At 38.6% G+C, this 13,036-nt stretch carries 15 protein-coding genes; 13 read left to right on the top strand and 2 right to left on the bottom strand.

Annotated elements, in window-relative coordinates:
- Positions 1–8: 8 nt before the first annotated feature.
- The gene (locus tag I5J82_RS17620) at positions 9–455 is read left to right on the top strand and encodes an Hsp20/alpha crystallin family protein (protein ID WP_198769116.1); all 447 of its coding nucleotides are present in this window, start codon (positions 9–11) and stop codon (positions 453–455) included.
- 270 nt (positions 456–725) lie between these two features.
- Entirely contained in the window at positions 726–2,360 is a 1,635-nt protein-coding gene (abc-f, locus tag I5J82_RS17615; RefSeq protein ID WP_198769115.1) for a ribosomal protection-like ABC-F family protein, read from the top strand.
- Positions 2,361–2,389: 29 nt separating this feature from the next.
- Here the strand turns inward: abc-f and I5J82_RS17610 are convergent, their stop codons facing one another.
- Positions 2,390–2,572: a hypothetical protein gene (locus tag I5J82_RS17610; RefSeq protein WP_198769114.1), complete on the bottom strand. Its 183-nt coding sequence runs from the start codon at positions 2,570–2,572 to the stop codon at positions 2,390–2,392.
- Between the two features lie 141 nt (positions 2,573–2,713).
- On the opposite strand from I5J82_RS17610, the gene I5J82_RS17605 reads away from it, so the two are divergent.
- From I5J82_RS17605 to I5J82_RS17595, 3 genes are all read left to right on the top strand, one after another.
- Positions 2,714–3,157, top strand: a complete 444-nt coding sequence (locus I5J82_RS17605; RefSeq protein ID WP_198769113.1) for a DUF6376 family protein — start codon at positions 2,714–2,716, stop codon at positions 3,155–3,157.
- Between the two features lie 103 nt (positions 3,158–3,260).
- Complete coding sequence (locus tag I5J82_RS17600; protein WP_198769112.1) at positions 3,261–3,413, top strand: hypothetical protein; 153 nt, start codon at positions 3,261–3,263, stop codon at positions 3,411–3,413.
- A 62-nt stretch (positions 3,414–3,475) separates the two neighbouring features.
- Positions 3,476–4,123 carry a hypothetical protein gene (locus tag I5J82_RS17595; protein ID WP_198769111.1) on the top strand — a complete coding sequence of 216 codons (648 nt, stop codon included), beginning with the start codon at positions 3,476–3,478 and terminating at the stop codon, positions 4,121–4,123.
- Between the two features lie 33 nt (positions 4,124–4,156).
- Here I5J82_RS17595 and I5J82_RS17590 read toward each other — a convergent pair whose 3' ends face one another.
- Entirely contained in the window at positions 4,157–4,888 is a 732-nt protein-coding gene (locus I5J82_RS17590; RefSeq protein ID WP_198769110.1) for a Bax inhibitor-1/YccA family protein, read from the bottom strand.
- A gap of 211 nt (positions 4,889–5,099) precedes the next feature.
- On the opposite strand from I5J82_RS17590, the gene I5J82_RS17585 reads away from it, so the two are divergent.
- The 8 genes from I5J82_RS17585 to I5J82_RS17545 all read left to right on the top strand — a co-directional run bounded on the left by I5J82_RS17585 (position 5,100) and on the right by I5J82_RS17545 (position 12,987).
- Positions 5,100–5,960 carry a hypothetical protein gene (locus I5J82_RS17585; protein WP_198769109.1) on the top strand — a complete coding sequence of 287 codons (861 nt, stop codon included), beginning with the start codon at positions 5,100–5,102 and terminating at the stop codon, positions 5,958–5,960.
- Positions 5,961–5,993: 33 nt separating this feature from the next.
- Positions 5,994–7,313: a hypothetical protein gene (locus tag I5J82_RS17580; RefSeq protein ID WP_198769108.1), complete on the top strand. Its 1,320-nt coding sequence runs from the start codon at positions 5,994–5,996 to the stop codon at positions 7,311–7,313.
- A gap of 247 nt (positions 7,314–7,560) precedes the next feature.
- On the top strand, positions 7,561–8,028 hold the full coding sequence (locus I5J82_RS17570; RefSeq protein ID WP_233096678.1) for a redoxin domain-containing protein: 468 nt from the start codon (positions 7,561–7,563) through the stop codon (positions 8,026–8,028).
- Positions 8,029–8,030: 2 nt separating this feature from the next.
- Positions 8,031–8,204, top strand: coding sequence for a hypothetical protein (locus I5J82_RS17565; RefSeq protein WP_198769106.1), 174 nt, complete (start codon positions 8,031–8,033; stop codon positions 8,202–8,204).
- A gap of 132 nt (positions 8,205–8,336) precedes the next feature.
- Positions 8,337–9,392 (top strand): SDR family oxidoreductase, encoded by a 1,056-nt coding sequence (locus tag I5J82_RS17560; protein WP_198769105.1) that lies wholly within the window; start codon positions 8,337–8,339, stop codon positions 9,390–9,392.
- Between the two features lie 564 nt (positions 9,393–9,956).
- On the top strand, positions 9,957–11,018 hold the full coding sequence (gene rsgA / locus I5J82_RS17555; RefSeq protein WP_198769104.1) for a ribosome small subunit-dependent GTPase A: 1,062 nt from the start codon (positions 9,957–9,959) through the stop codon (positions 11,016–11,018).
- 138 nt (positions 11,019–11,156) lie between these two features.
- Positions 11,157–11,558 carry a secondary thiamine-phosphate synthase enzyme YjbQ gene (locus I5J82_RS17550; RefSeq protein ID WP_137791554.1) on the top strand — a complete coding sequence of 134 codons (402 nt, stop codon included), beginning with the start codon at positions 11,157–11,159 and terminating at the stop codon, positions 11,556–11,558.
- A gap of 229 nt (positions 11,559–11,787) precedes the next feature.
- Positions 11,788–12,987: a branched-chain amino acid ABC transporter substrate-binding protein gene (locus I5J82_RS17545; protein WP_198769103.1), complete on the top strand. Its 1,200-nt coding sequence runs from the start codon at positions 11,788–11,790 to the stop codon at positions 12,985–12,987.
- The last annotated feature ends 49 nt before the right edge of the window (positions 12,988–13,036 follow it).

Genomic DNA, 13,036 nt, shown 5'->3' with positions numbered 1-13,036 from the left:
TGATTGAATTGGACACTTGGAAACAAATGATGGACTGGAAAAGGATGGCCGAAGAATATTTTGGTGATCAGTTCTTTACACCGAATCAAAATCAAAGATCGAACAACAATCAAAACAATGAAAGTCCTCTTTGCAACATTTATGACACACCACAGGAAATTTGCTGTGTATTGGCTCTTCCTGGTCTGAATCGTACAGAGGATGTTGAAGTTATGGTCGATCCGTTTAAGCTGACTGTACGAGGAAAGTTATCGCTTACGTTAGATTCCTATCATTTAAGTTCGGAGGAATTCCAACTCGGTGCGTTTAATCGAGAGATTCATTTACCGGAAAAAGTTCTTCAAGAGCCCGTTCAGGCTTTTTATCGAAAAGGGTTATTATTCATTCGCTTATTAAAAGATACACGACCTGGAGCAAATCAGCGAAAGGTGAATTTAAACTGGGTGCAGGAGTAGCGAGTGGATTCTTGACGACCGGCTATAACTACCTTACAATATAGAAAAACAACGGAAGGAACAGGTGTATACGTCCAATGCGCAATTAATCTGATTTTAGCCATTTACTTGAAGAAAAAAAGTAGAACGCTAGATAGGATTTCTCTGCCCATTTTTAGGACTTCATTACAAGCCTGTTTTTTTGTTGCAAAAAAACTTATTCCTACGTGTTTTTTGTGCTACTTATTTTGGCTTGGGCAGACCTCTCTAGTTAATAGGGGAGGTTTTTTTATGCTTTTATTAGAAGCGAAGCATTTAGAAAAATCATATAACGGAAAATTAATTTTAAAACAAACAGAACCGTTTCAGCTTTTTGCTAACGACCGAGTAGGTCTTGTTGGTTTGAACGGCACTGGAAAGTCAACATTTCTCAAATTACTTGCAGAAACAGAGGATAGAGATGCTGGAACCGTCCAGCATTATGGAACACTAGCGATCGTAAGCCAGTTTGAACAGGAAGAGCAGAGCATAACTTCGAAAAGTGAGGCCGCTTGGAATCTGCAGGGCAAACAGTATGACATGATGAGTGGTGGTGAAAGAACGCGTACTCAAATCGCTGCTGCTCTAGAACAAGATCCAGATATCCTTGTCTTAGATGAACCTACTTCTCATCTCGATGTTGACGGAATGGATCAGCTCGCCGCTGTCCTTCAACATTTTAAAGGAGCGGTATTGCTCGTCTCTCATGACCGAGTATTTTTAGATATGGTTTGTACAAAAATTATCGAACTGGATCAACAAACGTTTACATCCTTTCCAGGCAATTATTCAGATTATCTAGTCCAAAAAGAACAGCAACTCAAGCGAAAACATTTTGAATATGAACAATATGTTAAAGAAAAGACAAGGCTAGAGAAAACGGCTATTGAAAAAGCGGTTAAAGCAAAAGACATGAAAAACAAACCATCACGCATGTCTTATAGTGAAGCAAAGTTAGGCAAAGGAAAACTTCAAAATGCAAAGCGTTCACTTGAGAAAAAATCAAAAGTAATCGAAAAAAGAATTGAAATGCTCGATAAAAAAGAAAAGCCAAAGAAACAGCAAAATGTTGAATTCGACATACAACGATTTTCTAGAATTCATGGAAAACAAGCATTAGCTGTAAAAGATCTCACTCTAGGATTTAATGGGAAGCAGCTGATTAACAATCTTACGTTCTCCGTAAAACCGGGAATGAAGATTGTATTGACAGGCAAGAATGGAACAGGAAAATCAACCTTGCTACAAGAGATCTATAATGGAAATGATACGATTGATAAATCCAATCAGCTTAAAATAGGTTACTTTCATCAGCATCTTAATATCTTAGATCCACAAAAAAGTATTCTTCAGAACGTGATGGAACATAGTTTGTACGATGAAACATGGGTTAGAACAGTCTTAGCTAGATTGTTGTTTAAACGTGAGGATGTATACAAAAGAGTAGAAGTATTAAGTGGTGGCGAAAAAATGAAAACCGCTTTAGCCAAACTTTTTTTAAGTGACTACAATTTATTGTTGTTAGATGAGCCTTCAAATTACTTGGATTTGTTTACAAGAGAAGCGTTAGAAGAAGTCTTGGTAGCCTATCCTGGTACGTTTATCTTGGCTACACACGACAGACGTTTGATGGAAAAGACAGCTACACACATTCTAGAGCTGCAGCCGCCAAAGGCATTTTGGTTCGAAGGGAACTATACAGAGTTTAAGAAGCGAAGCGGAAAGCAGAGCAAGAACGATCACGATGAAGATGAGTTGCTCAAGCTGCAGTTTGAGATGACAGAACTGATCAGTCAGCTTTCCCTCTGTTCAGATATCAGTAAAAAAGGAGAGCTCGATCGGCGATATAATGAGGTACTGCATAGAATGAATAAGTTAAGATCTTAAAAGGAAAAAGCCGTTCAAAATGAGCGGCTCTACTTGTTTTTATCTACTTTTATTGGCGGTTCTTCTTGGGTTTCGATTCCAGAATCATAGCCGATCTGATTTAGATCTTTTTCGTCTGCCACTGTACCCCCGGCCATTCCTTCGTTCATCATTCGGTCAACGTCTAAGTACAGATCTTTTTTACCTTCAATCTCTTTATCTTTTTTTGCCATCATAAATCAGCCTTTCTGTTTTGAACTAGTATTAGATTGTCCCATTTTGAAACTTAATTGCAGCCAACTCGTATAAAAATAAGTGAAAACCAAAGAAATTAGATTCAAATATAGAAGACAAAATAGAAATGAGGAGATCATATGAAAAAAACATTACTGGCTGTTCTTTTATCGTTCAGTGTCCTTACAGGGTGTTCAGCAGTTGAAGACGTAACGAACGGTATTAATTATGTACCAGAAGCAACTGAATACATTAACGATGTACAACAATTTTCAAAAGAAATCCCTTCGTTAGCGGAGAAAGCTGTCTCCGATCAGAATGCACGTGTTGAGCTAGAGAAGGCACTCCAAGATATGAATACAACTATTGAAGAGTTTAATGAACTATCACCACCATCTGTTTTCGAAGATATTCATAATCAGGTGATGGAACAGAATCAAACGTTCCAAGAGGGAATAGATAAATATTTAACTGCGGTAGAGAACGGAGAACTAACTCCTGATATTTTGGAGAAGAGTGGTTTGTTAGATGATGTCAAAGTATACACGGACTTATTGAACGATATTAAGCAATTAGGCCAGTAATACTTTTTTCTTACTTTTACTCATTTTTTATAAAAATTCATGTTACATTTCGACTAAATTCGGGAATATGACAATGAGATAATTGGTGAGGGTGGGTAAAAGAATGAATGACTATCATATTAAGATTGAAGATTATATGCAGCTATTGAAGAAGAGATACAAAAAAGGCAGGCTTCAGGCGAAACAATATCGAAAACGATTAGAGCTCATTCATCTCTGGCACATGCGCGGTGTGATCAAAGTGCCAAAGGAATAACTTGAAAATAACCAGTCTTTGACGATAAATGTATAAACACGACAAGTCTTGGCAGGTGCAACATGATTTTAATAAATAACACGTTAAAAAAAGCTAGGCATACAAAATATGATTATTTCTATCATATTGCGTTTGCCGTTCTTTTCTGTTTATACAGTTTCCTTATGCTTTTTTCCAGCAAACTGCTGGGTTTTTTGTTTTTTATTTATGGCCTTCTCTTATTAGGGCATACCGTATGGAAGGGAATTCGAACTCTCTATTCCATACCTTATATCTTATTCGGCCTAACCATTCTTTTTTTTAGCAGATTGTTTTGGTTGGACGCATTTTCTGTACTACCTGTTTTCTTCTATGAAATCTTTCAAATCTGCTTTTTTCTCGGTGTAGTTATTGGGATTTGTTTGCTTTACGTAGTAATGATTAAAGGAGCACCTTTAACTAACAAATTGCAAACTCACGGTGTCCATGGCATGTACTTTATAACTGGATTCCTTTTGCTTCCATATACATGGATCTTCAGCTATGGAGCAGTCATGCAAGGAAATGATAGCAGCCTCATATGGGCATTGCTGATTCTCATCCTATGGGGAACGTTATATTTTGTGCAGCTGGTTACTCATGATAACAAAGTCATGCTAGCGGCATTATATGCAGTAAATATTGGTATAGGATGCTGGACGATTTATAGATGGATTAACATTCTAACGTAAGAAAAGAGAAGCCTTTTTGCGGGCTTCTCTTTTTTAGTTTCTTCGTAATTTTGCAAGCAGATGCAATATTTCAAAGTACAACCAGACCAACGTGACCATGAGTCCAAAAGCACCGTACCATTCCATATATTTAGGAGCTCCGCGATCTGCTCCATATTCAATAAAATCAAAATCTAAAACTAAATTTAGTGCAGCGATCACAACGATAAACAGTGAAATTCCGATCCCGATCGGACCTGTGCTGTGTAAGTAAGGTACGCTCATACCGAAAAAACCTAAGATAAAGCTAGTGAGATAAACAAGCATGATTCCCATAGTCGCTGAGAAAACAATCAATCGGAAATTCTGAGTCACTTTAATGATCCTGAACATATAAGCGAGCAATAAGGCGAACAACGTTCCAAAAGTTAAAGCGACAGCTTGCAATGTAATGCCATTAAATTGAGCTTCAAAATTAGCGGATATTCCCCCAACAGCAAGTCCTTCTAGTGCGGCATATACCGGTGCAAGTAATGGTGCTGTCTTAGGCACAAATGCAACGATTAATGCTGTCACAAGACCTCCAATCAAACCGATCACAATAAAATGACCAACAGGGTTACCTAGATTGTATTGATACCATGTAAATATAGCAGATGCCATCAAGATAAGAAGCAGAATAAACGTTTTGTTTACTGTACCTGATAAAGTCATTTTCTTGCTAAAAGACGTCCCTCTGAACTTATCAAAAGTGGAGCCTTTTAAAGCAGGATTCGCACTTCTCATGAAAATTCCTCCCTTCATTCCATACTAAAAATACGTGCAATCATCATTAAAGTTTCATTCATTAAAATAATATGCACAACCATCCATCTTTATAAAGGCAGTTTGTAATAATCAATTAACGAATTAGGGAATTATGACTATTTTAGACAAAGACCGACAAAAATTAAATGATATGGAAGTAATATATAAAGGAAAGAAGGGAGGTGAATTTATGCGAATATCAAACCTCATTATGCAGAGTTTAATCGCGGGTGCCGTCCTTTTTATTCCTGTAGAAGTCTTTGCAGAGAAAGAAGATGTAGAGAAACGGAATCAAACAACTGAACGAAGCAATCAGAAAATTGTACAGCAAGGTAAAACAACAGATCGTGTTCCAGTGCGAGCAACAAAACAATTAGGAACAGAATTGAAAACAAAGCCTTCAGAAGTTAAGGATAAGAAACCTGAGATTAAGGGTTCTGAAAAACGATCTGAAACAAAGCTGTCAAAACAAGTTTTGATTTCTAAACAGAAAAATTCTCAGAATGCAAACGACCGAAGCAGGGTAAAAAAACCAGTTCCTCAGAGACAGACTAAAGAACATGTCCCGATGAAGCAGACTGAACGCGTTAATCAAGATCGTTCACATTTGAAAAAAGCTGAATCATCAATTGCTATACATAGAAAAACAGTGATACACAAATCTTTATCACTAAAAGAAACAGAAAAGGTACTTAAAATGAAGCCTATTCCATTGAAGGAGAATGGTAGTCGTCCACATGTGAAAAAGGATGCTTCTCCGTTATCAAATAATGGGTCTTCAAAAGTACCAACACATCCTGTTTCAAAGGTAATCCCTGCAACAACAGGACAAGGATCTAGTCCACCAACGAACCAGACTGATGGTGGGGCGGGAACAGCGTCATTAGCTAACTTTAAAGCTAGCTTAGTGTTGCCGATTATTTTTGAAGAAGGGGAAAAGATATCTGTGTATTTTAGCAGAATGGACCTCTTAAGAAGTCAATGGGTGAACGCACCGCCTGCACGGCCACCGGAAAACGCTCTTTATTTTTTCAAAAAGATTGTGGTGTAACCAACTATCTGAAAATTTAAGGAGCGAATTAAAATGAAAAAAGTCAACCGTACATTCGTAAAATCAATCGTATTTGCTGGAACAATAACTCTTGCAGCTGTCGTAGGTACAGGGGCTGCTGAAGCGGCTGGGCACCAATCAGAAAAGGCTATTGCTGCTCAAAGTACAAAGGGATCTCATGGTAACGTACAAGCTAAGGATGAAAAGTTTGAAAAACCAGCTAAAGTTACTGTGAAAATTCAAAAGCCAGTAAAAGCTGAAAAGCCAGTCAAGTCTGAGAAAGCCGCTAAGCCAGTAAAAGCTGAAAAGCCTGCAAAAGATAAAACTCATTCACAAGCTGCTGAACATGCAAGTGAAACAGCAAAGAAACACGCTGCTCCAAATGCAGCGGTTCATGCTGTTCCGACTAAAACGGATGAGCCTGTTGCAAAACCTGTTACTGAAGAACCTACAGAAGTTGTAATTCCTGTTGAGGAAGAAAAAACGGAAGTCATTGAGATTGAAGTTCCTGTTACAACAAATCCTGAAGAAGGTAAAAAAGAAGATTCAGTGACTGAAGATGAGGATGCCACTCGTAAAGAGGATCTTGACGTTGTTTCTGATGAAGACGCAGTTAAAGAAGACGATGAAGATTCTGAAGGTGAAGCAGTTCAAGAGGAAAATGAAGATAACCCAGTCAAAGAAGAAGAGAAAACAGATGTTATTGCTGACGATGATGCAGTAAAAGAGGACGATGATACTGAGAATGAAGAAGATCATTCTCACGAAGAAGATTCTGAAGACGCAGAAGAAGTTCAAGAAAACAAATCTCTTCAAAATAAAATCAACTCTAATGCATTTGAGCGTTCAAGTGAAAATGCGAAATTGCATGCTGCACCAAGCGCTGCTGTACATGCTGATGTAGAAGTAACTGAAGAAGCACCAGTAACTGAGGAAACTACGACTGAAGAAGAAGTAACGGAAGAAGCTCCGGCAACTGAAGAAACTACGACTGAAGAAGAAGTAACGGAAGAAGCTCCGGCAACTGAAGAGACTACGACTGAAGAAGAAGTGACAGAAGAAGCTCCGGCAGCTGAAGAGGCTACGACTGAAGAAGAAGTGACAGAAGAAGCTCCGGCAACTGAAGAAACTACGACTGAAGAAGAAGTTTCTGCTCTTTTGAACAAAATTCGTTCATTAGCAGTTGAGCACGCTTCTGAAAATGCAAAGCTTCATGCAGCAATCAACGCGGCAATTTTAGCAGTTGAAGATGTTTTAGAAGAAGATGCTTCAAAAGTTGTTGAAGTACCTGCAACTCAAGAAGATAAAACTGAAAACACAGTTGAAATCACAGTAGAAACTGAAACAAAATAGTGAAAATGAAGTCAGGGATTCGCGGTCCCTGGCTTTTTTGTACTGAAATTTTCTTTTATAAGTCTTCGGAAAAATTTATACGTCTTCAAACATTTTTATAAGTCCTCAAAAAAATTTATAAGTCTTGAAATGGTTTTTATAAGTCTTCAGCTTTTTTAGACATCACCATGCAATGACTATATATTCCAACGTTTTCTTTTATATGTTCAGGGAAGTATATTCATAAAGACGCAAGGAGGTGGGATAGTTGCTACAAAAAGGTGATTTTGCACCCGATTTTACGTTACCGTCTACATTAAAAAAAGATATTTCGCTATCAGACTTTAAAGGGAAAAAGAATGTCCTTGTGGCTTTTTATCCGCTAGATTTTACACCTGGTTGAATTAAGGAAATAACCTCTTGGAAAGAGGATTATAAACGCTTTGAAGATGCAAATACAGAAGTACTTGCGATCAGTGTTGATCACATTTACTCACACAATGTATTTGCAGCTGCTTTAGGAACTTTGCCATATCCGCTTCTAGCTGATTGGCATAAAAAAGTAACGCAGAAGTTTGGTGTTCTTAACGAAAAGGATGGAACTGCCATTCGATCCTGTTTTGTTATCGATCAAGAAGGAATTGTCCAATTCAGCAATCATACGTTTGATGCGAATGAAAAGCTTCAGTATGAAGAAGTATTTAAAGCTTGTGAATCATGTGGAAAAGGAGAGTAACTGTGGACAAGGAACATAAGAACCAACAACCTATTGAAGATCCGACTGCTCACGCAGAACAAGAGATCAACGCTTATTTTTATGACCAGAATGAACAAACAGATGGCCATCCTACTGATTACATGAATAGTGAGATGCCTGCTGTTAATATTGCGAAACCTGATGATGAAAAATAAGGCTGCTTTTTAGCAGCTTTTTTATTTTGTGGCTTAATTTAGCACAGCTATTGAAACCGGCAACATACAAGTAATGTTGTGGTACTATATAAGCAGAAGTATGGTGATATAGGAATAGGAAGGAACAGCTCAATGAAAATATTTTTAACCGGAGCAACTGGTTTTCTAGGTGGTCGCTTAATTCAAAACTTGGCGCGTGAAGGTCATACACTTTATGTGTTAGCGCGAAACTTACAAAAAGCGGAACAGCTTCTTCACAAGACAGCTGATTTGAATGGCGTTATTCATATTATTCAAGGGGATATTACCGCTCCTCACTTAGGAATGACGAAGGAAGCGGAGCAAGAGCTTTCAGATAAAATTGATGTATTTTATCACATGGCTGCCCTTGTTAAATTTGACTTGGACCTTAAAGACGAACTTTTTCAAATAAATTATACAGGTACACAACATGCACTTCATGCTGCAAAGAAAATGGGTGTATCGCATTTTTATTATGTAAGCACAGCCTATACTCTTGGCAAAGGCGAATTTGCTAAAGAAGAATTACACAGTGTGAACAATGTCTTTAACAATCCATATGAAGAAAGTAAGTGTAAAGCAGAGCACTTATGTATGGAGTTTACAGATAGTTTTAACGTAAGTATTTTAAGACCGGCAATCATTATTGGCGACTCTAAAACAGGGGAAGCAGATTCAAAGTTTACGCTGTATGGATTACTCCGAAGCCTTGAAGTTTTTAAGAGAAGATTCCAGAGAAAAGGAATGGGAGATCGCGTATTCCACTTATTGTGTGAAGAAGGCAGTACACAGAATCTTGTTCCTGTTGATTATGTAGCAGATGTTTTATCTGGTGTTCTACAAAAGGGAAGAGAAACGAAGATCTATCATATTACAAATAACAATCCACCTCTTAGTGCAGATGTTTTTCAAGTAATGAGGGAAAAAGCTGGACTTGAACTGTTTAAGCTTGCTCCGTATGATTACGAGCCGTCTCTAAATGAAGAAGAACAGCTTCTCAACAGCGTGATTGATGTTTATAAAAATTACTTGAACAGAAACATCACGTTCGATGACAGCAACACTCAACAAATGCTCAAAGAAATAGAAGCAGCACCCCTTCACATGGATATGCCTATGATCAAACGGATCATTGAAGGTTATCAGAATGCTTCTGTTCAAAAATAAAAATATGCATCTATTTACATATTATGCATATACTGCTATAGTGTAGATGTAAAGTAACTAATCTAAATGAAACCCAAGGAGGTATGTATCATGAGACAACTTAATGGATTGACTTCAGAGAGTGTAAATTATGTACAGCCTATTGGGACGATGAAGAAGCGCAAGTAGTTTATTTGCGTATGTAATATCTTCGCTTAAATTTGTCATGTAACCATGGGCTGTACAACAGTGCCATGGTTTTTTATATGAAGAGGGGTATTTGTGTACCCTTCTTTCGGTAAAGAACCTAAGTATATTTAGGTTCTTTTTCTATTTTGTAAACGCTAAAAGGTTGTTGCTTTTAACTCTTGACACCTTTGACAGTTGATTGGAGTGGAAGGTGCGAGACTCCTACGGGACAGGCGGGCAGGTGAGACACTTAAATGTGAAACATTCGAATGTGGCTCACCACCTGCCCCGTGGAAAGCGAGCAACCTGGAACGGAAATCAACACTTTCAGAAGCAACATCATTTGCGGAAAAAAGACTTTTATAAAATGACAACATTTATTCGGAGGGTATTACATTGAATTTAAAATCACTAGGTTGGAATCAAACATTTGAAGAATCGTTTAAATCATATGAAAATCAAGATCTTGTTCCAGGAAGAATTAGCGTAGAGCATAAGGGACTCTATAGTGTTCTGACGGAGCATGGTGAATTATTAGGGGAAATCACAGGGAAGATTCGCTTTCATGCAACAGGACGTCATGATTTCCCAGCAGTTGGAGATTGGGTCGCTGTTCAGGCTATTCCGCAAGAGGGAAAAGCTTACGTCCACGGAATACTGCCGCGCAAAAGTAAGTTTTCTCGAAAAGCAGCCGGCTTAACAACGGATGAACAAATTGTTGCGACAAATGTAGATACGGTCTTTTTAGTCAATGCTCTAAATCAAGACTTTAACCTTCGCAGACTTGAGCGCTATTTGTTAATGGCTTGGGAAAGCGGAGCGACTCCAGTTATTGTTTTAAGCAAGGCTGATCTTTGTGACGATGTTCAAAAGTTTATAGATGAAGTGGAAACCATCGCGTTTGGAGTTCCTACTTTTGCAGTTAGTGCAGAAACAGGCTCGGGTCTTGAAGATCTAGCTGCCTATATTTCAGAAGGTGAAACCGTTGCTCTATTAGGTTCCTCTGGTGTTGGAAAATCAACACTGGCAAACAAGCTTTTCGGGTCAGAGGTATTGAAAACAAACGTTATTCGTGAAGAAGACGGAAAAGGAAAGCATACGACCACTCATCGTGAGCTGCTTGTTCTGGAAAGTGGTGGGATCTTAATCGATACTCCAGGAATGAGAGAGCTTCAATTGTGGGAAGGCGACAGCAGCTTAGGTCAAAGTTTTCAAGATGTTGAAGGGTATGCGGAACTATGCCGTTTTCGCGATTGTACGCATCAAAACGAACCAGGGTGCAAGGTGCAGGAAGCGATTGAAACAGGTGAGTTAAAGGAAGATCGCTATAACAGTTATGTAAAACTTCAGCGTGAATTAGCTTACTTCGCACGTAAGGAAGATCAAAAGCTAGCGAATGCAGAAAGAGCAAAATGGAAAAAGATCGCTGGTGACCGCACACGCGTTCATCGTAAATAAGTGAAATGGAAGAGGAATGGTTTTATGACCACTCCTCTCTTTTTTTTGGCTAACGAAATCTTAAAGTGGCTAACTTCAAGTATTAAAAAGGATTTTCATAGGGAATCATCAAAATAAGAAGGAAGAGGAGGGATAAAATTGGCACAAGTATTTACGATACAAACGCATCAAAGAGATGAGATGTATGAGATTACAAGTACACTGGAGGCTTATCTAGAAGAGCAGCGTGTGAACGATGGGGTCATGTACATATACTGTCCGCACACGACAGCAGGAATTACGATTAATGAAAATGCAGATCCGGATGTTGTCCATGATATGCTCATGCGATTGGACGAGGTATATCCATGGGAACACCCGAAGTATCGCCATGCTGAAGGTAACTCCGCTTCACACCTTAAAGCAAGTACAGTCGGTTCATCTCAAGTTGTATTTATTCAAAACGGCAAGCTTTTGTTAGGAACTTGGCAAGGTGTTTACTTTTGCGAGTTTGATGGTCCACGAACACGAAAGTACCATGTGAAAATTTTAAATAAATGAAAATAAGATTAAAGGTTCACTGGCTATTTCGGTGGAACCTTTTTTTATTTCCTACTAAAGTTCTAGACATCGAACGACAAAGAAATATGTTGAATATTGGGGAAAACTTTTAAATTTAACATAAAAATTCTCTTTTTCCAAAAATTTAGTTGTCTAATCTCTTTTCTTCATGTACTATTTTTTTAAATAGTGGAAATTATCATAATATTCAAAACAAGGGGGATTTTAGGTGGGGATTAAGAGAGGGTTAAAAGTATTAGCGGTTTCTGCATTATCACTAGGACTTTTGGCAGGTTGTAATTCTTCTGGCGGTTCAGAAGGAAGCAATGGAGGGGGCGGAAGCGGAAAAGTAATCAAGATCGCAACGCAAACTCCTTTATCTGGCGGTAGTGCAACACTTGGGGAATCTATTAAGCTTGGTGCACAACTGGCACTAGAAGAAAACAAGAAGAAGTTTGAAGACTTAGGGTACAAGCTTCAGCTTCAGCCGTATGATGATCAGGCCGATCCTAAAAAAGGTGTAGCAAACGCACAGCTAATTGGTTCAGATAAATCAATCCTTGGGGTTGTGGGTCACTTGAATTCAGGCGTATCCATCCCATCATCTGAAGTTTATGAAAAGTATAAAGTGCCAATGGTATCTCCAGCTAATACTGCCACAGAGGTAACGGACCGTGGACTTAAAACAGTTAACCGTATCGTAGCACGTGACGATTTCCAAGGTCCTGCAGGGGCAGATTTTGCGATCAATAAATTAGGAGCGAAGAAAATCTTCGTTATCCAAGACAAGACAGCGTACGGAACAGGTCTTGCTGATGCATTTAAGAAAGCAGCTGAAGATGCTGGAGCTGAAATACTTGGATATGAAGGGATTACCGTTGGTGAGAAAGACTTTAACGGTGTACTTACACAAGTATTATCAAAGAAACCTGATTTAGTGTTCTTCGGTGGATTGTACACAGAAGGCGGTCAATTAATCAGACAAGCTCGTGACAAAGGGATTAAGATTCCGTTCATGGGCGGAGATGGAATGGACTCATCTACTTTAGTTGAAATCGCAGGCGATGCTGTAACAGACGTTTATTATACTTCGGTAGCAGCTGATGCGAGTAAAACAACAGAAGGCAAAGATTTCTCTTCTAAATACAAAGAGAAGTTCAACAAGAACGTAGAGTCTTATTCGGCTTATGGCTATGATTCTATGAGCGTCCTATTAAAAGGACTTGAGGCAGCGATCGAAGGAAGTGACGGAGACCTCCCGGCACGTGAAAAAGTAGCAGAAGAAATCCGCAAGATTCAAGATTTCCAAGGTGTTGTTACGAAGGTCGGTTTTGATGATATCGGTGACAACAAGTTTGCTAAAGTATACATCTACAAGTTCAGTGAAGCTAAATATCCAGGCGTTCAAGAAGGCGAAATCAGTAAGTAAACTTATGTTTACAAGAGAGGGAATGACCCCAACGGCCATGTCCCTCTTC

The organism is Fictibacillus halophilus (genome assembly GCF_016401385.1).
Lineage (GTDB): Bacteria > Bacillota > Bacilli > Bacillales > Fictibacillaceae > Fictibacillus > Fictibacillus halophilus.
This window is presented reverse-complemented; position numbering and strand designations above follow the sequence as displayed.